Origin of the sequence: Gordonia lacunae (assembly GCF_002149015.1) — a bacterium.
GTDB classification, from domain to species: domain Bacteria; phylum Actinomycetota; class Actinomycetes; order Mycobacteriales; family Mycobacteriaceae; genus Gordonia; species Gordonia lacunae.
The window spans coordinates 43,075-62,937 of the sequence record NZ_NGFO01000033.1 but is presented as its reverse complement, the minus strand read 5'-3'; the positions used below and the strand labels follow the sequence as shown (position 1 = coordinate 62,937).

Sequence of the window (19,863 nt, the reverse complement as noted above, 5' to 3'; positions counted from 1 at the left end):
GGTTGCACACTGTGGAGTTGTCAAAGGTCGTGTGGCGTCGGGTCGGCGCCGGAGGGTCTGGGGGTGGGGCGGTTAGACGGGGGCGTCGTCGAGTCGCAGGGTGCGCCGGTTGTAGGCGGGTCGGGGTAGGCGGCGGGGGTCGATGTCGGCCGGCGGGATCAGCCACGGGTGCCGGTCGGGGCCCATCACCACGCGCCAGCCGTGGTGATGCACCTGGGTGTGGCAGCGCTGGCACAGTAGGCACCCGTTGTCCAGATCAGTCGCACCACCGTCGGCCCAGTGCACGAGGTGATGGACTTGGGTATGTGCGGCGGGGGCACCGCATTTCACACAGCACTGATCGCGCACGATGATCGCCTGGCGCAGATGGTGCGGGAACAGTCGTTTCGTGGTGCCCATCCGCAACGGCACCCCCTCGTCGTCGAGGACGATCTCGGCCACTCCGCCGTCACACGACAGGCGTCGGGCTGTCGATGCTGTGACCGCCCCGACCCACGGCAGGCGCGCCGGATCAGCGCCGTCCGCGGGGATGGTGACCAGGACTTGGGTGCGGGGTGCGCCGGCGGTCGTCATCGCCGCACCGATCGCCGCTTGATCGAGCAGGAGTTCCAACCCGTCGGCGCGACGCTGCGTCACACCACGGCGATCCTCGGCCCCGTCGGGTTCCGGGCGCGGGCAGGAGCGTTCGTCGATCATCGACAAGAACTTCTCGCCGATCACCGCGGCCACATCGGCGGTGATCGCGACCCTGCCTTCCTCGGTGACGCGGGTGTGCACGGTGTTCAGTGACGCATCATCAGCCGCCGGAACCGCGTCCGGGTCAGTGGCTGCGACCCGGACTGCGATCCCGCGGGCGTGGTCGTTGATCTCGGCGGGTGTGGCACCGGAGAACGCCTGGGTGAGCAACTCGCTCTCGACCGCCGACCTGTCGTCGTCGGACAGCGGTTGCGCGGCGTGTCTTTCGATGAAGGCGATGCTGCGGACCACCGCATCCACGCACTCGGCAGACAGATATCCGTCGGCGGCGCAGTCGGCGAGTTTCGGCAACGACGCCAGGCCTGCGGCGATCCGCACACCACGGCCGGCGGCTGCCGGGGGCATTCCCATCTCGATCAGCCACGACCGGGTCGTCGAGCCCGCGCGCGCTGCGGCATCGGAGGCGTCGAAAAGCGCTATGTGGACGGCGATCTGGTGATCGAGCACGTTGCGCAGCACCCGTAGTTCGTCGAGACGCTCGAACACGGCGCGACCGGTCCCGTCGTCGGGTGGTGGTGGCAGAGAAACGAGGGTGTCGCGGAGTGCGGTGATCGAGGTCATGACACCAAGGTACTCGCCCAAACGTTCGACGACGAAGTTTCTCCACAATCTATTTTGCAACGAATCAGACTGCGCGGCAGTCTATGTCACTCACGCACCAGTGGTGAGCCGTGGTGGACTGTGGTGAACAGAAACCCCATTAGTCACACGGGTGGACGGCCTGCTTGGAGGCGGGTCACTGCCGGAGGCGGGATGCTTCACCTTCGCCGGTCCGGCCGGCTGTGTGGCACTGCAGTTGTCACCGATGAACTCGAACTCGACTGATGTACTTCGATCGAAGTCCATCTGTCGAGGTGAGGTTCATCAGTCGGAGGGGGGCTCGGGAAGACCCTTCGTGACGCGCCCTCCGCAAGCTCCGGGCGCTCCTCAGGGAGCAGAGAGTAGTAACAGCCTGGCGGCCGTCGTGGACCACGAAAGAACCCCGCCCCTGAGGAGCGAGCTTGCGAGCTCACACCCCAGGATCACACCTGAGGAAGCACTTCAGGTCGCTTCTTCCAGATCCGGGAGCAGAACGGATCGCTTCGTTCGGGGCAGGCGGCGGAACGTGTGCGCGAGAGAATCTCCGCGCCTCACGATTCCGTGTTCGCCGCCTGACGTTCGGCAACGGTGATGTCACCGGCCGACCAGTGGGTGGGCGGGACCTCGCGGACGCAGACGCGGATGTTCGCGACCGGGGCACCGATGGCACGATGGGCGGCGGCCGTCAGCTCCCGCATGAGTGCGCGCACCTCGTCGGGCGAACGCCCCTGGGCGATGGTCACATCGATGAACGGCATCTCACCCTCCCGCGATCGTGATCGAGCCGAGCGTGGTGAAGTGTGCCGCGACCCGGCTACCCGGCTCGACCGGCACAGCGTCCGTCATGCCGCCGGTGAGGACGACCCACCCCGCCTCCAGGGTGATGCCCCGCGCGCCGAAGGTGTTGGCCGCGAACGCCAGCGCCTCGGCAGGATGTCCGAGCACCGCCGAGCCCGTCGCGGTGGCGACGATGTCGCCATCGATCTCCAGAAGGCACGCCTCGAGTCCGAAGTCCACGTTCGCGACATCTCGGATGACCGAACCCGTCACGTAGACACCGGAGGAGTTGTTGTCGGCCACCGCATCCGCGAGGGTGAACTTGAACCCCGAGTAGCGACTGTCGATGATCTCGATCGCGGCCATCGCATGATCGACCGCGGCGAGTGCCGTGGCCGCGGTGACACCGGGACCGGCGAGGGGACGGCCGAGCACGAAGGCGATCTCCGGCTCGGCGCGCGGATGGATGAGTCGCTCACGCGGGACCGGCACGCCCGCGGGCAGCACCATGGCATCGGTCAGCCACGCGACCGAGGGCTCGTCGACGCCCATCTGCTTCTGCTTGGCCCGCGAGGTCAGGCCCAGCTTGATCCCGGTCACGGTCTCCCCGCGCGCGCGGCGGTCGGCGAGCGCGATGTCCTGGGCGGCGTAGGCGACGTCGAGGCTCAGTCCCGGCCACTCGTGCTGGATCGAGGTCCGCGCCGTCCGCGAGCGCTCCGCGGCGAGCAACGAGCCGGCCACCCGAACCGCACTCCAGTCGTCGATTCCGTTGTCTGTCACTTCTTCTCCTGATGATTCGAGTACGCGAGCACTCACGCGCCCAGCACCGCGGTGACGCTGCCGAGGCCGGCGATGGTGGCGACCACGGTGTCCCCCGGCCCTACCGGCACCGCCGCGGTCATCGAACCGGGCAGCACCACGTGACCGGGTTCGAGCGTGACGCCGAGGGGTCCGACCGTGTTGGCCAGCCAGACCAGGGCGTTGATCGGCGATCCGAGTACCGCGCCGCCGGCGCCGGTGTCGACGAGTTCGCCGTTCACGTGCAGGTTGCAACCGGCCATCCGCAGGTCGACGTCGACGAGCGGCACCGGCCGCCCGCCCAGGATGACCCCGCCCGACGACGCATTGTCGGCGATGGTGTCGAAGATGCCGATCTTCCAGTCGCGGATGCGGGAGTCCACGATCTCCAGTGCGGGGAGCACGAAGTCGACGGCCGCTGCCGCCTCGGCGACCGTGACCCCCGGCCCGCGGAGCGGCCTCGCGAGGACGAAGGCGACCTCCGGCTCGATGCGCGGCTGGATGAACGTGCCCGCCGGGATCGGCGCGTGCTCGAGGTGGAACATGCTCGCCGTGAGGTGCCCGAAGTCCGGCTGGTCGACACCCATCTGCCGTTGGATGGCACGGGAGGCCAGCCCCACCTTGTGCCCTTTCACCACGTCACCCTGCTTCTCCCAGTCCTGGACCTGGGCGAGGGCGATCTCATAGGCGGTCGACAGTGGGTGGTCCGCGAACCGCGCGGCCAGGGGTTCGATCGGGGCGTGGTCTCGATAGGCGTCGAGCAGCGCATCGGCGGCGTCGCGCACGAGGTCGGCATGGTCGGTCATGGAAGGCACGATCTTTCTGGGCTGAGGAACGGCGATCGCGGGGTCATCCCGCCACCGCGTGCAGGACGGAGACCTCGCGCTCGGGCAGGCGGATCGGCGTGGACTCATCGCCGGACGAGGTGCTCAGCGCGCGGGACGCGTCGGCGGCGGCCGCGATGACCGCACGCCGGAATTCGTGTTGTGCCGGGACGAATCTCGTCGCGGGCGCGGTGATCGACATCGCCGCCACGACCACCCCCATCTCGTCGCGGATCGGAGCCGCGACGCAGTGCACGTCGGGCACAGCTTCGGCCAGGTCGACGGCGCAACCCCGACGCAGCACACCCTTCAGTTCCGCGGCCAGTTCGTCCGGGTCGGTCAGGGTCGACGACGTGTACCGCCGGAGCTGCTTGTCGGTCAGGTTGCGGGCCAGCTGGGCCGGATCGCAGTGCGCGAGGAGCACTTTGCCGACCGCGCTGCAATGCGCATCGAGCTGGGCACCGATCCGGGCGCCGGACACGTTGATGACGTGGTTGCCGAGCACCTTGTCGACATAGATCACCCGGTAACGTTCCATGACGGCGAGATGGGTCGTCTCGCCGAACTTCTCCGAGAGCGCCTGCAGGATCGGGGCAGCACAGGACTTGACGTCGACGGTGCCCTGCAGCGCCTGGTTCAGCTCGACGACGCGCCAGCCGATGCGGTAGCGGCCGCGGGCGCGGCATTGCAGCAGGCCGATGTCGACCAGCGAGGCCAGCAGCGCGTGCGCGCTCGATCGCGGGACACCGAGCTCGCCCGCGACCTCCGACACACCCCACTCGGGACGTTCGACAGTGAACAGATCCAGGACCGGGCCGATCTTCTGGACGGTCTGCAGCGCGGCCACCTCAGGGACCCACCATCGACTCGTCGCTGAACAGCATGGTCGCGCCGCCGGTGGCGAAGTTGGCGACATCGCCGGCCGCCGCCTGCCCCTCGGGGGAGCCGAGGGCTTGGGCAAGCGCGTCTTTCGAGTCGAAGTACAGCTCGGCCACCGAGTACGAGGCGGGCTCGGTGCCGTCGAGCGAGTCGCACCTGCCCGCGGCGAACCGGCGCAGTCCGGGGATACGGCGGACCAGCTCGGCATGCTTGTTCTCGTAGTGCCGGTCGAAGGCCGCCGGGTCGAGCGGATGTCCGTAGATCACGGTGAGTCGGTACATGACTTGCCTTTCGGATTCGAGCGAGATGTCACGATGCCGCGGTGGTCGCCACGGGGGCCGCCACGGTGAATTCCTCACGGAAGATGAGACGGGGCGCCATCCGGCGACGTTTCAGGGCCCGCACACCGGCCTCGATCATGGCCGGTGGGCCACAGAGATAGGCGCTCAGCCCTTTACAGCTGCGGAAGTCCTCGACCACGACGTCGGTGACCATTCCGGTGGCGCCGTCCCACTGCTCCTCGCTGAGGACGGGCCGGTAGTGGAAGGTGTCGTACCCGGCCTCGAGTTCGCGGAAGAACTCGACGTCGTAGAGGTCGTCCCGCCGTCGGCCACCGTGGTACAGGTACAGTTCGGGAACGAGGCCGTGGTCCAGCACGTGGCGGGCGATGGACTTCAGCGGGGCGAGTCCGGTGCCGCCGCCGATGAGGATCGCCGGCTCGGCCTGCTCGCGGACGAGATGGAACTGGCCGAGCGGTCCGCGGAGTTCGATCCGCTCCCCCACCGCCAGCGAACCGAAGATCCAACCCTCCGTTGCTCTTCCACCGACGGTGCGCTTCACGTGGAACTCCAGGAGCTTCGACTCCGACGGCGGGTTGGCCATGGAGTACTGACGCCCCACACCGGTACCGGGAATAACCAGCTCCGCATACTGGCCGGCGTTGAACGACATCGGCTCGTCCAGTTCGACGACGAGTCGGCGCGTATCGGTGGCGATGTCGTCCAGGACGACGACGGTGCCGTCGTGATCGCGCAGGGGATGTCGGGGCGCTCCGTCGTCGACCGCGGCGCCCAGCGGTTCGACGACCAGGTCCGAGCACGGGGTGGCCATGCAACCCAGCACCAACCCGGCACACCGTTCGGCAGGCGTCAGCGTGTAGTCGGGTGAGTCATTGTGCGCCACTTCGCCGTCGAGTACTCGGAGCTTGCAGGTACCGCAGGTCCCCTGCGTGCAGGAGTGCGGCAGCCATTCCCCCGCGCGCAGAACCGCATCGAGAACCGATTGATCGGCGGCGACCTCGAGCGGCGTGTCCGAACCCTGGATACGCACACGATGTGTGGTGGTCACGCCTCAGACCTCCCACTGGACGTGGAGCTCCTTGGGGCCACGGAAGCCCCAGCCCCAGAAGTTGACCTCGTGGTCGGTGTCGCGCTCGATGTTGGGGATCGTCTCCAGGAGTTCCTCGAGCGCGATCCGGATCACGTTGTTGGCGAAGTAGGTTCCCGCACAGGCATGGACACCGCCGCCGAAGGTCATGTTCGGGATCACCGCGCGGTCGAGGTCGTAGGCGGTCGGGGCGTCGTAGGCGTTCTCGTCCTGATTCGCCGAACCGTAGGAGAGCATCACCACGGAGTTCTGCGGGATCGTCACCCCGCCGACCACGACCTCGTCGGTGGCGATCTTCGCGGCCGCCGACCAGATCGGTGCGACCCACCGCATGCCCTCGCCCACCGCCCGCGGGATGAGGCCCGGGTCGTCGACCACCCGCTCCAGCTGGTCCGGCCGGCTGAACAGGCCGGCGAGCGTGGTGGCCATCGCATGCCCCGGCTCCTGCATCGCGCCGAGCAAGAACACGTAGAGGTTGGGGTAGATGACATCACGACTGCGCGTCTGCCCCTCGGGCATCCCGTCGTGCAGCCAGTGCGAGATCGCGCTGTGGTCGGGGTTGACGATCCACTCATCGATCTTGGGGTCGACATGCGCGATGATCTCGGCCTTCGCCTCGTCACCGGGGACGAAGCCGTTCGGGTTGGCGAACTCGCCGTCGGAGGTCATCGCGGAATTCGTGAACGAGACGCTGAGCTTGTGGAACCACTCCCGCAGCTTGTCGGTGCTCACGTCACCCAGGCCGAGCAGATCGCCGAGTGCCCGGACACTGACCGGTTCGCAGTACTCGGCGACGATGTCGGCCGAGCCGTTGTCCTCGATCCGTTCGAGCAGTTCGCGAGCGTACGGCCGGACCAGGTCGTCGATGTAGTTGTCGACGGCCGACGGCTGCAGATGCGGCTCGACCATGTCGCGGAGATCGCGATGCTCGGGACCGTTCGTGTTGAGCAGCGCTCCGTGACCGAAGGTGCGCCCGCCCGCCGGGGAGATCACCGCAGGCCAGCTGTCCGAATCCTTCGCGATCTGCATGCACAGCTCGCGGGTCGAGACGATGTACATCCCGAGGGAGGGCACGAACGCCACCGGTGCCTCCTTCCGGAGCCGCTCATAGAACGGGTACGGATCCGCCTCGAGTTCGGCCATCGTGATCTCTTCGACGAACTTCGGGGTGACCTCGTGCGAGGGCTGGACTGCGGTCATGGTGACTCTCCGTTGTCGTTCCGGATATCGGTTGTCGGGAGCCGGTTCGTTCGGTCATGCCGCCGGCCACCGTGGCAATGTCTTGTGATCTGGAACACTATGGGTGGAGGTGAGGGGAGAGAATGACTGCGAATGCACCGATGGATGACTCCGCGTGCACCGCCGGTTCCGTGGAACTGAGCACCCGCGAGCTCGCGAGCGCCGAGGGTCGGGTCCGCTGGGCGGAGGCGCTCGACGCCACCTTCTGCGAGATGGACATCGACTGGCCCCAGGATCGACGTCCGTTCGCCGCCCAGATCGTCGCCCGCCCCGTCGGCAGCCTGTCGGTGAGCGTGGTCCGCGCCGATCCACACACCGTCGTCCGCACCCCGGCGATGATCGAATCCGATCCGGCCGACGACTATCTCCTGTGCCTCATCACCCAGGGGGCGGCGACGATCTCGCAGGGCGAACACACCGGGCTACTGGAGCACGGTGCCTTCGGGATCATCGACGCCACTGCACCTTTCGTTGTCAGCGGCGCCACCGAGTTCGAGCAGATCGTCGTACGCGCCCCGCGGGATCAGCTCGCCGCGCGGGCTACGCACGACATCATCGACGACGCGACGGGGCGGGCCATCGCGGTCGATTCGGGCATCGGACGGCTCGTGTCGAGCTTCCTGGTCGACGTCGCGGCCCAGGTCCAGGGGATCTCTGTGTCGTCGTCCGGCACGGTGGCGAGCGCCGTGCTCGACATGGTCGCCGGCGCGGTGACCGAGCAGATCTCACCCCGCACCGCGACGGACCGGATACATGCCGCCGACCTCCGCGCGGTCCAGAACGCGATGACCGATCACCTGCACGATCCCGACCACACCATCGCGCTGGTGGCCGCCGAGGTCGGGATGTCGGTCCGCTACGTGCACAAGCTGTTCAGCACCACCGGCACCACACCGCGGGCCTGGCTCTACGCCCGACGGCTCGACCGGGCCCGAACCCTGCTCGTGCAGAGCGATCTCTGCGTCGCCGACATCTGCGCGCAGGTCGGTTTCCGTGATCCGTCGCACTTCAGTCGTGCGTTCAGCCGGACCTTCGGGGTCAGCCCGTCCCGGTACCGGACCACCGCCCTCTGAGCTGCGCCTTCCCTAGGATGGTCCCTACTACGCGATCACGGGAAGGGACCCATGACGACCAGCGACACCGAACGCAGTGCTCGATTCACCCGCTCCGAGTCCATCCGCATCGACGCCACGCCGCAGCAGGTCTGGGACCTGGTGACCGACATCGGTCGCACCGGCGAGTGGAGTCCGATCTGCAAGGCGTGCTGGTGGGAGGACCCAGCGGTCGGACCCGAGGTCGGCGCCTACTTCCACGGCCGCAACGAGACTCCCGAACGCGTGTGGGAGACCCGCTCGCGAGTCGTCGTCGCCGAGGAACCACGGGAGTTCGCCTGGATGGTGAACGAGAACGCCGTCCGCTGGTCGTACACGATCACACCCGACGGTGGCGGGACGACGCTGACCGAGTCCTGGGCCGTTCAACCGGCCGGTTTCGAGCTGTTCGCACAACGGTTCGGCGACGACGCCGACGCCCAACTCGAGCAGCGTCGCGACGCCGCACTGTCGGGCATCCCGGCCACTCTCGCCGCGATCAAGGAGATCGCCGAGCGCGGGTGATCTGCCCCCTGAGGTGCGAGGAGCGCAAGCGACGAGCCTCGAAGGGCCCGGCGGCTCATCTCACCAGGCCCTTCGAGGCTCGCTCCGCTCGCACCTCAGGGAGCAGGGGCCCCTCGCTTCACCTCAGGAGCAGAGACAGCTACGAGCTGACCACCTCGGAATCCTGCTTGCCCCACGCCGGCGACTTCTCGATGGCACCGATGATCTGGGGCCGGAGCTCCTCGGCCTGGATGACCGCGTCGACCGAGCCGACCTCGACGGCGCGGCGGATGCTGTGCACGGCGTCGAACTCCGCGGCGATCTCACTGATCTTCTCCGCGCGCACGGACTGGCGTAGGTCGGCCAGTTCGGCGTTGAGCCGCGAACGGTCCGGGCCGGTGGCCTGCGCCGTCTCGGCTTCGAGTTCGCGCACTCGGGCATCGGCACTCACCCGCTTGGCCACATCGCCGGCGAAGACGACCGCGGCCGCGGGTGCGCCGCCCAGGACGGAGGCGAACGAACCGTCGATCGCGAGCACGGTCATGTTGGGATTCAACGCCTTCGAGAACACCACGAACGCACCACCGTGATAGCGCGAGATCACGCAGAACACGATGGGGCCCTCGAAGTTCACGATGGCACGGCCGATCTCCGCGCCGTACTCCAGCTGCAACTTACGCAACGACTCCGGCGATCCGTCGAACCCGGACAGGTTCGCCAGCACCACGAGCGGACGGTTGCCACTGGCCACGTTGATCGCGCGGGCCGCCTTCTTCGACGACTGCGGGAACAGCGTGCCGGCGGTGTAGGTGTCCGGACCATCGGTCGGCGTGTACCCGCGGCGCGGCACCTCGCGCGATTCGATACCCAAGAGGCACACCGGGATTCCACCCATGTGCAGATCACATACGACCGCGGTCTCGGCGTCGGCCATCCCCGCCCAGCGTTCGAGCACCGGGTGGTCCTGGTCGGCGACGGCGCGGATCACCGTGCGGATGTCGAACGGCTTCTTGCGGTCGGGGTTCGAGGCTGCCGAGAAGATCTGCCCGACCGTGGTGAAATCGCTGCCGGCCAGGACGTGCGGGTAATCGGAGATGTCACGGTCCACCGGGTCGCTCGTGATCGCGCGACGCGGCGTCTGCTCGCCCGACGCCACGTAGGTGTGCTCGTAGTGAGCCATCAGGAGATCCCGTGCGGCACCGAGATTCGGCGCCCAGTACTGCGCCTGTCCGTTGGGACCCATGACGCGGTCGTAGCCGCCGATGCCGAAGTTGTCCTCGGCCGACACACCGCCGGAGAAGTCCAGCGACTGCTTGCCGGTGAGCACCATCGCCGACTCCGGGGTCATCACCAGGATGCCCTTGGTGTGCATGAGCATCGTCGCCTCGGCGTTCCAGTAAGGCTGGCCGCCCACGTTGATCCCGGCCACCACGATGTTGATCTCACCGCCGGCCTGCGTGAACTCGACGATCCGCTTCAGCGCCCGGGCGATCCAGTCCATGTTCTCGGTACCGGAATCCATGGAGATCCGCGCGCCCGACGAGAGCGCATACCACTCGAGCGGGACCTGCATCTGCTCGGCGAGATCGAGCGCCGCGACCAGCCGGCTGCACTCCGGCTCCGCAAGCGCGCCCAGCGATTTCGTCGGATCGCCGAGCAGGACCACGCGGGTGACACCCCGCGGGTACTTCTCGGTGGGCGTGGTGACCACACCGGCGACGATCGCAGCCGAGTTGCGGCCCTTGGGGCGGTCGACCTCCACCAGACGCTGCTCGGCGTCGAGGTCGTACTCGGTGAAATCGCCCAGGATGGCGGCCAACTCGTACGGATAGACGGTGTTGCGCTTCGCTGCGCGCAACACCTTCTGGCGGTACTCGTCGACCGGCTCGATGGGTTCGTCGCTCGGATCGACGACCCGGACGTCGTACCCGCCGGTGGGGTTGACCGAGAAGTGAACCGAGACCTTGCTCAGCTCACCGGTGTCGCGGTCGCGGCGCCGCGCGATGAGCTGGACCTCCTCGAGACCGACTCCCTGTGTCGTGCCGCGGATGTGATCGGCGATCAGATCGAGGATGTCGGCGTCGACGTCGATCGGCGGCCACACGTACATGATGATCCGGTTGGCGCTCGACAGGTTGGTGGACCCTCGCTGCGCACGCCGGATCGAGTCGACGCACGACGCGAGCGCGGCCTCGGCGGTCGGCAGCGTCAACAGCCGGCCGTCCTGCTCACGCAGGGCAGTCAGGTCGCGCACCTGAGCGAACGCGACGAGACGCCGGTCCGACGGATTTTCCCGTGCGACACAACGGAAGAGGTAAACCTCTTCGTCGTCCGACGACGGCAACCGGGTGAGGTCGAACTTACGCAGGCGCTCCATCTGCATCCGCTGTGCGATGTAGGGATGCAGACCGCGGATCAGACGCTCCTCGGCCATGCCGGTCGCCGACGGCCGGAACGTGACGTGGTGGTGCATCCGCGCGTCGGCGCTCCCGGCGACGGTGATGGTGACGCGATGAACCTGCGGCGGAAGCGAACTCGTGGCGACGATGTCGTGCAGCGTGCCGGCGAGGACGTCGAAGTCGTCGGGCTGCTGCTCCCAGGCGAGGTAGATGTCGGCGTCGACCGCGGCGGTGTCGCGGGCAAGCTCGGCCAGTCCGCCGATGGTGGCGGGCAGGGCGTCGAAACCGACTGCGGCCGAGGCGATGTTGCCTGCGTCGCGTTCGGCGACCACGAAGGTCGCGCCACCGGCCTCCCGGATCCGGATGTCGGCGAGACCCCGGTTGCCGTAGTAACGCCGGGTCAACACCTCGAGCATGACCGAGTTGTCGGCGTGCCGTTCGATGCGCTGCCCGAGAAGCCGCACAAGCGGTTCGGTGCTGCGGACCATGTCGTCGATGCGACTCGTACGGTCGGCGGCGGCGGGGTTCTCGTCGAGGTACTTCAGCTGCTTGCGCACGTTGCTGTAGACCCGAGCGCGGTCGCGCAGCAGCAACGGCTGGCCGTACCAGGCGTAGATGACGCCGCGTGCGAGGTCGGCGACTGCCGGGAAGCGGACCTGGGTGGCGGCGACGAGGCGGTCGAGAGCGGTGCCCACCGCCTCACGGAGTTCGTCGCGCGGGGTCGGCTCGTCGAGCCATTCCAGCAACAGCGCGCTGATCACCGAGGCCGAGTCGTTCGGGTTCTGCAGCGCGAGGAAGATCCGGAAGACCGCGGCCTCGAGCTCGGGGGTGCGCTCGAGGTCGGTGACGCCGTAGTGGCCGAGTGCGCGACCCAGCTGATCATGGAACGCCGCGGGCAGTCCGTCGCGTTCGGCGTCGAGACTCTGCAGGTAGGTGTGGAAGTTCTCGCGTGCGCTGTGCACGTGCTCGACACCGACCTCGTGGCTCGACGGCCGGTTCTGGCTCAGCTCGGCGAGGTCGGCGAACACCGTCACGAGCTCGAGTTCGTCGGCGAGCGGACGACGCCCGCTGTCGATGGCGGCACGGCGGACCGACAGGTATTCGTCGAGCAGTCGTGTCCGGTGATTCGGGTCCACGTCGAAGCCGAGCAGCTGGCTGCGCAGGTCTTCCTGGCTACGGGTGGTCCGCTCGGTCGGATCGACCTGGGGCTCCTCCGGCAATTCGAGGTCGACGGTCGCGCCGACCTCCTCCTCCGCCTCGTCCTCGTCGTCGGCGAGCGGCTCCAGGCGCATCAGGGTGGCGCCGGTCTCGACCTGCGTACCGACCGAGACCGCGCACTCCTTGATCCGCGAGCGCACCGGGGCACGCAGCACCGTCTCCATCTTCATGCTCTCGAGCACCAGGATGGGGGCACCGGCCTCGACCTCGTCGCCGGCCTGGACCGGTGTGGCGACGACAAGTGCCGGTGCGGGCGAACGCACCACACCACCCTCGTCGCGACTGACGCGGTGAGTGACCCCGTCGACGTCGACGAGGTGGATGGGTCCGTGGGTGTCGGTGAGCAGGCGGTAGCGGACCCGGTTGACCACGAGCTGTGCGGCGTGCTCGTCGAAGCGTTCGAGGTCCACGTCGGCGGTGCGGGTCTCGCCCGGCGCCTCGATGACGACGCGGAAGCGGTGTGCCCCGATGGCGGCGACCCGCACACGGTAGGCGACGCCGCGCAGCTTGAGGTCGAGCGGACGCCCGCTCTCGTGCTGAACCTGCGGACGGCCTCCGGAGGCCGTCGACATCAGGCGCTGCCGTTCGACGAGTTCCTCCTCCTCGTAGGCGTCGATCGCGGCGGCGATGAGTGCGATGGCCGAGTGCCGGTTGGCGACGAGGCCGCCGTCTGCGCGTACGCGGTCGATCCAGCCGGTGTCCGCGCTGCCGTCGATGACCTGCGGCTGATCCAGCAACTCGAGAACGAAGCTCTTGTTGGTCGCGCCGCCGGCGATGATGACGCGGGTCTCGCGGATGGCCCGGCGCAGACGGCCGAGCGCCTCGTCGCGATCGCGGCCGTAGGCGATGATCTTCGCGATCATCGAGTCGAAGTCGGCGGGGATGGTGTCGCCCTCGCTCACGCCGGTGTCGACGCGGATGCCCGGTCCCGCGGGCAGCTCGAGCAGGTCGATACGGCCCGGAGCGGGCGCGAAGTCGCGATCGGGATCCTCGGCGTTGAGACGGGCCTCGATGGCGTGTCCGCGCTCGCTCGGTGGCTCGCCTTTGAGTCGCCCGCCGGATGCCACATGGAGCTGCGCACGCACCAGGTCGAAGCCGGTGGTGGTCTCGGTGATCGGGTGTTCGACCTGGAGACGGGTGTTGACCTCGAGGAAGGCGAGCAGGTTCTCGCCCGGGTGGTAGAGGAACTCGACGGTGGCCGCGCCCCGGTAACCCACTGCCACGGCGAGCCGCTCCGCCGATGCCTTGAGCTCGGCGACCCGGTCGGCGGGCAGGACCGGCGACGCCGATTCCTCGATGATCTTCTGGTTCCGTCGCTGTACCGAGCAGTCACGCACGCCCAACGCCCAGGCGGTGCCCTGTCCGTCGGCGATGACCTGGACCTCGACGTGACGCGCGCCGGTCACGAGTCGTTCGAGGAACACGACTCCGCTGCCGAAGGCACGCTCGGCCTCCTCGCGGGTACGGGTGTAGGCGTCGCGGAGGTCGGCGTCGCTGGTGACCTTCCGGATGCCGCGGCCGCCGCCGCCCGCCGTGGCCTTCAGCATCAGCGGGTAGCCGATCTCGGCCGCCGCGGCCACCGCCTCGTCCAGGGTGTCCACCCCGCCGCGGCTCCACGCCGCCACCGGTACGCCCACTTCTTCGGCGATCAGCTTGGCGCCGATCTTGTCGCCGAGCTTGCGCATCGCGTCGGCCGACGGCCCGACGAACGTGACGCCGATCCGGTCGCAGAGTTCGGCGAACAGCGGGTCCTCGGCGACGAAGCCCCAGCCGACCCATGCCGCGTCGGCACCGGTCTCCAGCAGCGCGTGCTCGAGCACCTTCATGTTCAGGTACGGACGCGACGCCGCGGGCCCGAGGTCGTAGGCGACGTCCGCCTCGCGCACGAACGTGGCGTTGCGATCCACGTCGGTGTGCAGGGCGATGACCTCGATGGGTTGCCGGGTCTCCTCCGACAGGCCCCGAACGGCGTGGATGAGCCGCATCGCGGCCTCACCTCGGTTCACGATGGCGATACGAGAAAACAACACCGGCTCCATTCACGTCGTCGTCGTGCGGTTGAAGGTCCGCAGGTACGGTACAGCGCGACGACCCAGCTCAGTGGCGATCCGGGACGCGCGGGGTGGTTCGACGGTGTGATTCTTACGAGTCAAATCGCTACGCGCGAGTACGGCGCGTCGCGGGAGTGCGCGGAACCACGCGATTCGGACTTCAGACGCATCCTCGCGCCACGCCCGGTGCGACGTCGGTGCGCCGTCCCGTGGCGGTCGTCGAGCGGCCCCGGCGGTTGCTTCTCGTGACGTGGTCGGCCGGGCACAGCACCATCCGCCGTCGGCCGTCGGTCGTCGTTCAGATGTAGGCGGGTCCGTCTCAGGGTGTACCGGCGCCCCCGAATGATCGGCACTCTGGGCGACGCGACAGAGGATGCTGCGCTCCTACCGTGAATCGAGATGGTGTTGAACCGATTCATCGACTCACAGGAGAAGTGATCATCTTGTTGGACAAGTACTCTGCTGTCCTGGCCGCGGCGGCCACCGAGGACAACACGCCCCAGCTGATCGTCACGATCGTGCTGTTCGCGGCGCTGGCTGTGGCCGCGGCGGCGTTGCTGGCCCTGGTGATCGCGGCGCTGCTCAGCATCGCGCGGTCGACCTCATACAGCGGGATCGAGAAGGTCTGCTGGGCGGGGATCGTGATCATCTTCCCGCTGGTGGGATCCCTGGGCTGGTTCGGGGTCGGACGCCGTATGCGGGAAGTGGGGTGATCTTGATGCCGAGGAGGATGAGAACTGTTCTCACTCTGCCGGTGGTGGCTGCGGTGATGCTGACCGCATCAGCGTGTGGGGACGATTCGACCACTTCCGACGGGCCTGGCGAGGCCGCGGCCTACCCCTACCTCGAGTCCATCAGTGAGATCGCGAACGAGCACGGCGGCAACCGTGCGGTCGGCACCGACGGCGGCCGGGCCACCCGCGACTACATCGTGGAGCAACTCACCCGGATGGGCTACCAGCCGCGCACACAACCGGTGACCAGTGGCGAAGGCGACATGGGTGCCAACATTCTCGCCGACACCGGTGGCCCCGGGCGCACCGTGATCGTCGGGGCCCACTATGACTCGGTGAAGCAGGGACCAGGAATCAACGACAACGGCACCGGGGTGGCGACCGTGCTGGCCATCGGCGAGCGGTTACGTAACACTCGGCCGAATCTGAACGTGCGCTTGGCATTCTGGGATGCAGAAGAATACGGCATCGCCGGTTCGCACACATACGTGAAGTCGATGTCGCCCGCTGAGACGAAGTCGGTCGTCGCCTACATCAACGCCGACATGACAGGGACTCGGGAACCGACGGCGATGGTGTACGACGCGGACGGCTCGTCGGCCAAGCGGCTCGTGGAGAAGGTCAAGCAGGACCCGGACCTCGTACGAGGGATCAACGCGGCGATCCCGCCGAAGGATGCCGAGTCGGAGAACTTCGAAGCGACGCTGCGTGAGTGTCTGGGGAGGGAGCACATCCCCGTCGACGAGGACGTTCTCTTGAACGGCAGTTCCGATACCGCGCCATTCGTGGGCCGGGTGCCGGCGGGAGGGGCGGTGCTCGTGCACGAGGTCTTATCGCCCGACAATGTGCTGCAGTATGCGCCGGGATATCACACCTCGGGTGACACGATCGACACCGTCGACGCCGATGTCCTGGAGCGAACGACCGACGCGATGTGGTGCTCGGTCCTCACTGTCTCGGACGGTGCGCTGTCGTGACGTCGAGCTCGGCAGTTGACCGAACCGGGGTGAACACGATGTCCTCTTACCGTGACGAATGAACGCCTGCCCTCGGCCGGAGAGGTCACTGATCGTGACCGCCCCGGCCGAGGCGCGTTCTGGTTTCGGGATCCGCTCCGGACCGCCCGGCCCACGACACGTCAGCTGATCGCAGACGGTGTCTGGGCATGCGCGGCCGGCCTGATGTGCTTTCTGGTCGGCAACGGGTCCGACCCAGTACTACTCACCGTGGCTTTGTGTGCAGCTCTCGTGGTTGCCACCGCGACGCGTCACGCCATCCCGACGTTGTCCGTCATCTGCGTGGTCGCCTATCTCGGCGCCCGGATCGCGATCGGACCGCTGAGCTTCATCACGGTCTGGTTCGTCGCTCCGATCGTGTATTCGTTCAGCGCACACACCTCGCGTGCCATCCGCTGGGCGGCGCTCGGTGCGGTGACAGTGGTGTCCCTCCTCGGCGGATGGAAGGTCGCGCAGCTGGTGTCGGATTTCTCGACTCTGGGTCAGCTCCCCGACATCGCCGCCCTCGTCTCGAGCACCGTTCTGGTCTGTGTGGTTCCCGTAGCAGCGTGGGCCGCCGGAATGATGAAGTTCCACCGTGATTCCGCCACGGCTGCCCAGATCGCCGCGGCGCGCGCAGAAGCCGAGCGAGCACGAGCCGTCGAGGCCTACGCTCACGAAGCGGCCCGCAGCCAGATTGCGCGTGATGTCCATGACGTGGTCGCGCACTCGCTGGCCGTGATCATCGCGCAGGCCGATGGCGCTCGCTACTCCCTACGCAGTTCCCCGACTTCCATCGAACCGGCGCTCGGGGCCATCGCCGCCACCGGGCGATCGTCGTTGCTCGAGGTTCGGGCGTTTCTCGAGCGACTACGTACCGACCTGGAGACCCACGACGACACGATCGATCACCTGGACGAGGAGCACCTCCTCGCGCGGATGCGCGCGGCCGGGCTCCGGATAGACCATCACGTCATCGGTGATCCCGAAACTGCCTCGCCGGCAACAACACACGCGGTTCTGCGGATCCTCGCCGAGGCCCTGACAAACGCACTCAAACACGGCGACCCGCGAGAATCGGTCATCATCAGGCAGCGGTGGGACGATCCGGTCACCGTGGAGGTCGTCAACGTGACTGCCGCCCATTCGGGAGAGGCCGGTGGTGGCGGATACGGGACGATCAGCATGACCGAACGAGCACGTCTGGCCGGTGGCTCCCTCGACTCGCGCCGTGTCGGCGACAAATGGGTGGTCACCGCCGTACTTCCCCTGAGACGGTAGTTTGCACCAGTGATCTCAGTAGCTCTCGTCGACGATCAGCCGCTGTTCCGCAGCGGCATAGCGATGGTGATCAACAGTCAGGACGACATGACCGTGGTCGCCGAAGCAGCGACGGGCGCGACCATCCTTACACTGTGCCGCACCCACCGTCCCGACGTCGTGCTGATGGACATCAGAATGCCGGACACCGATGGCATCGAAGCGACGAGCACGTTGTTCGCCGAACTCGGCGCGGAAGCGCCAAAGGTGCTCGTGCTGACCACCTTCGACCTGGAAGAAGCAGCCCTGTCCGCAATCGAGGCCGGCGCCAGCGGATTCATCGTCAAAGACACCGAACCCGAGTTCCTACTCGCGGCCATCCGTCAGGTGAACGCGGGATCGAACGTCGTGTCGTCGGCCGCCACACGATCGCTGTTCGAGCAGTTCCGCCCTGCCGCGCGGAGCACGCCGGGCGCAGAATACGGAGAACTCACTCCGCGCGAACGCGAGATCCTCCTCTACGTGGCACAAGGAATGTCCAACTCGGAAGTCGCCGGCCAACTGTTCATCTCCGAGGCCACCGTGAAGACCCACGTGTCCCGCATACTCACCAAACTCGACCTTCGGGACCGCATCCACATGGTCATCTACGCGTACGAGCACTCCCTGGTGTGAGGTCTCCACCGCAACAACGGTGGCCGGCGGGACCCGCCGACCACGCGGTGGTTCACTGGCCGGGGCCGACAAATCCCGCGGGGTCCCCCCATGACAGCACGTACCAGCAGATGGCGATCCATCCGGCCATCACGAGCACCGACGCCACCGTGGTGCCGCGGCGGAAGTGGACGACAGTGGCGGCGAACTCCCGGAGGAATGCGCTGGGAAGGTAATACGCGGCGGTGGGTGCCCCGACAGACGACGAAGAGATCCCGAGCTGTCTGGCCAGCGAGGCCGCCCGCATGATGTGAAAGTTGCTGGTCGCGATCGCCATCGTCGTCCACGCGATGCTCCGCTCGGCGAGTGCCGCCACAGAGAATGCGAGATTCTCCTCGGTGGAGGTCGATCCGGACTCCAGGATGATTTTCTCAGCCGGGACACCTCTCGTTGCGAGGTACTCGGCCATCGCCTCGGCTTCCGACCGACGCTCGTCGGAGCCCTTTCCTCCGGAGACAACGATGACCGGGTTCTCTCCGGCGACGCATCCTCGCTCGTACGCGGCCATTCCTGCATCCAACCTCGAGGCGAGTAGGGGCGTGACCTGATCACCGGCCAGCCCCGAACCCAGAACCACCACGACGTCGGCGTCACCCTCCCCCGTCATTCTCGAGTAGACAAACGCATACAACGCATAGGCGACGAGCTCGAAAACGATGACCACCCCGGGCGAAGCAACGACCGGGACCAGGAGAACAGCCACACGTCCGAGAGAACTTCCGCTGGCGAGCCACGCGGCCACCTGAAGGACCACCGAGACCAGTGTCATCACGATCAGCCCACCGATGGCTGCAGGGGCCAGGGTCGCCAGGTTGAGACGCTCCCGGCGAGCGACGACCACGGAGTTGATCACCAGGAAGAAGGCCAGCGCCAAGAGGACGAGCGGCACTGCGAGAATCGGATAGACGATGATGATCGCCAGCCACGACTGCACCGTCCCGGGCTCTGTGCCGAGGCCGGCGACCACCGCACAAATCCACAGCAGAACGACGCCGAAGCTGACCCAGATCCCATTCGACGGGCGGCGCGGCTCCTGCCACGTCCGAACCGTTCCGACGGCGATCACCGCGAGTGACGAGAGGAACAGAACAGCGGTCGCGTACATAGCCCAGGTGGTCATCGTGTTGACTCAGCTTCTGCGTCGAAGGACGTTGTGCGAAAAGAACTTCACGCTGTGGCCCCGACACTCGGATGCGTCTGGCGACCCTGGTCGGTGCCTGATTCCGGATCGGAGGAGGGAGTTGAGCACTCCCTCCCCCAACCCCCTGTGAGAGGAGGCCCGAAGCGATCGTCGACGGTGTTCGACTCTCACGCACGGAGATTCACACCGACGTCGCGCACGGCGTGACCGGAATCGTACGACGACCGGCTCGTTCTCGTGCATATCGCCGACACTAGAGCGATCACCCAGCTCGTCACATCGGCCTCGAGTGGGCTTTCGCGTACGTCTTCGGGATGACCGGGGTGCGACCAGCGGAGTACTGAAGGGGCAGCCCGCGAGTCCACCGAGTCGATGTTCCGTTGCCGCAGCCGGCCACCGACCTCCCCGCCACCCTCCCGCCAGGACAGGAACTCGCTCGCCGCCATCCGTCTCGCGGATGACGCGGGTATCGCCCTGGACGCCGATGCGAGAAGTCCGGAGCCGCACTTACTTTGGCC

16 protein-coding genes are annotated in these 19,863 nt (G+C 67.4%); 6 read left to right on the top strand and 10 right to left on the bottom strand.

Annotated elements, in window-relative coordinates; genetic code table 11:
• Positions 1-72 precede the first annotated feature (72 nt).
• The 8 genes from CA982_RS22130 to CA982_RS22095 all read right to left on the bottom strand — a co-directional run bounded on the left by CA982_RS22130 (position 73) and on the right by CA982_RS22095 (position 7,199).
• Positions 73-1,317: an HNH endonuclease gene (locus CA982_RS22130; protein WP_086537330.1), complete on the bottom strand. Its 1,245-nt coding sequence runs from the start codon at positions 1,315-1,317 to the stop codon at positions 73-75.
• 569 nt (positions 1,318-1,886) lie between these two features.
• Entirely contained in the window at positions 1,887-2,093 is a 207-nt protein-coding gene (locus tag CA982_RS22125; RefSeq protein WP_086537329.1) for a tautomerase family protein, read from the bottom strand.
• Position 2,094: 1 nt separating this feature from the next.
• On the bottom strand, positions 2,095-2,892 hold the full coding sequence (locus tag CA982_RS22120; RefSeq protein ID WP_086537328.1) for a 2-keto-4-pentenoate hydratase: 798 nt from the start codon (positions 2,890-2,892) through the stop codon (positions 2,095-2,097).
• 32 nt (positions 2,893-2,924) lie between these two features.
• On the bottom strand, positions 2,925-3,716 hold the full coding sequence (locus CA982_RS22115) for a 2-keto-4-pentenoate hydratase (protein WP_086537327.1): 792 nt from the start codon (positions 3,714-3,716) through the stop codon (positions 2,925-2,927).
• A 43-nt stretch (positions 3,717-3,759) separates the two neighbouring features.
• The gene (locus tag CA982_RS22110; RefSeq protein ID WP_086537326.1) at positions 3,760-4,581 is read right to left on the bottom strand and encodes an IclR family transcriptional regulator; all 822 of its coding nucleotides are present in this window, start codon (positions 4,579-4,581) and stop codon (positions 3,760-3,762) included.
• Between the two features lies 1 nt (position 4,582).
• On the bottom strand, positions 4,583-4,894 hold the full coding sequence (locus CA982_RS22105) for an EthD family reductase (RefSeq protein WP_086537325.1): 312 nt from the start codon (positions 4,892-4,894) through the stop codon (positions 4,583-4,585).
• A 28-nt stretch (positions 4,895-4,922) separates the two neighbouring features.
• Positions 4,923-5,960: an NADH:ubiquinone reductase (Na(+)-transporting) subunit F gene (locus tag CA982_RS22100; protein WP_425269096.1), complete on the bottom strand. Its 1,038-nt coding sequence runs from the start codon at positions 5,958-5,960 to the stop codon at positions 4,923-4,925.
• A gap of 3 nt (positions 5,961-5,963) precedes the next feature.
• A complete protein-coding gene (locus tag CA982_RS22095; RefSeq protein ID WP_086537324.1) occupies positions 5,964-7,199 on the bottom strand; it encodes a cytochrome P450 in 1,236 nt (411 codons plus the stop codon).
• Positions 7,200-7,321: 122 nt separating this feature from the next.
• On the opposite strand from CA982_RS22095, the gene CA982_RS22090 reads away from it, so the two are divergent.
• Both CA982_RS22090 and CA982_RS22085 read left to right on the top strand, forming a co-directional pair.
• Entirely contained in the window at positions 7,322-8,311 is a 990-nt protein-coding gene (locus CA982_RS22090) for an AraC family transcriptional regulator (protein WP_086537323.1), read from the top strand.
• Between the two features lie 51 nt (positions 8,312-8,362).
• Positions 8,363-8,854, top strand: coding sequence for an SRPBCC family protein (locus tag CA982_RS22085; RefSeq protein WP_086537322.1), 492 nt, complete (start codon positions 8,363-8,365; stop codon positions 8,852-8,854).
• 139 nt (positions 8,855-8,993) lie between these two features.
• On the opposite strand, the gene CA982_RS22080 is transcribed toward CA982_RS22085, so the two are convergent.
• A complete protein-coding gene (locus CA982_RS22080; RefSeq protein WP_086537321.1) occupies positions 8,994-14,489 on the bottom strand; it encodes an ATP-binding protein in 5,496 nt (1,831 codons plus the stop codon).
• Between the two features lie 446 nt (positions 14,490-14,935).
• Here CA982_RS22080 and CA982_RS22075 point away from each other — a divergent pair, with 446 nt between their 5' ends.
• From CA982_RS22075 to CA982_RS22060, 4 genes are all read left to right on the top strand, one after another.
• Complete coding sequence (locus tag CA982_RS22075; protein WP_158097828.1) at positions 14,936-15,214, top strand: PLDc N-terminal domain-containing protein; 279 nt, start codon at positions 14,936-14,938, stop codon at positions 15,212-15,214.
• A gap of 17 nt (positions 15,215-15,231) precedes the next feature.
• Complete coding sequence (locus CA982_RS22070) at positions 15,232-16,212, top strand: M28 family peptidase (protein WP_158097827.1); 981 nt, start codon at positions 15,232-15,234, stop codon at positions 16,210-16,212.
• A gap of 270 nt (positions 16,213-16,482) precedes the next feature.
• Positions 16,483-17,511 carry a sensor histidine kinase gene (locus CA982_RS22065; RefSeq protein WP_158097826.1) on the top strand — a complete coding sequence of 343 codons (1,029 nt, stop codon included), beginning with the start codon at positions 16,483-16,485 and terminating at the stop codon, positions 17,509-17,511.
• 9 nt (positions 17,512-17,520) lie between these two features.
• Entirely contained in the window at positions 17,521-18,165 is a 645-nt protein-coding gene (locus CA982_RS22060) for a response regulator (RefSeq protein ID WP_086537317.1), read from the top strand.
• 52 nt (positions 18,166-18,217) lie between these two features.
• Here CA982_RS22060 and CA982_RS22055 read toward each other — a convergent pair whose 3' ends face one another.
• Positions 18,218-19,324 carry a YdcF family protein gene (locus CA982_RS22055; RefSeq protein ID WP_086537316.1) on the bottom strand — a complete coding sequence of 369 codons (1,107 nt, stop codon included), beginning with the start codon at positions 19,322-19,324 and terminating at the stop codon, positions 18,218-18,220.
• Between the last annotated feature and the right edge of the window lie 539 nt (positions 19,325-19,863).

Excerpts from the sequence above, each read along its gene's own strand:
- CA982_RS22115 (WP_086537327.1), bottom strand. The coding sequence starts at position 3,716 with ATGACCGACCATGCCGACCTCGTGCGCGACGCCGCCGATGCGCTGCTC.
- CA982_RS22070 (WP_158097827.1), top strand. The coding sequence starts at position 15,232 with ATGAGAACTGTTCTCACTCTGCCGGTGGTGGCTGCGGTGATGCTGACC.
- CA982_RS22105 (WP_086537325.1), bottom strand. The coding sequence starts at position 4,894 with ATGTACCGACTCACCGTGATCTACGGACATCCGCTCGACCCGGCGGCC.
- CA982_RS22080 (WP_086537321.1), bottom strand. The coding sequence starts at position 14,489 with ATGGAGCCGGTGTTGTTTTCTCGTATCGCCATCGTGAACCGAGGTGAG.
- CA982_RS22085 (WP_086537322.1), top strand. The coding sequence starts at position 8,363 with ATGACGACCAGCGACACCGAACGCAGTGCTCGATTCACCCGCTCCGAG.
- CA982_RS22130 (WP_086537330.1), bottom strand. The coding sequence starts at position 1,317 with ATGACCTCGATCACCGCACTCCGCGACACCCTCGTTTCTCTGCCACCA.
- CA982_RS22125 (WP_086537329.1), bottom strand. The coding sequence starts at position 2,093 with ATGCCGTTCATCGATGTGACCATCGCCCAGGGGCGTTCGCCCGACGAG.
- CA982_RS22055 (WP_086537316.1), bottom strand. The coding sequence starts at position 19,324 with ATGACCACCTGGGCTATGTACGCGACCGCTGTTCTGTTCCTCTCGTCA.
- CA982_RS22095 (WP_086537324.1), bottom strand. The coding sequence starts at position 7,199 with ATGACCGCAGTCCAGCCCTCGCACGAGGTCACCCCGAAGTTCGTCGAA.
- CA982_RS22090 (WP_086537323.1), top strand. The coding sequence starts at position 7,322 with ATGACTGCGAATGCACCGATGGATGACTCCGCGTGCACCGCCGGTTCC.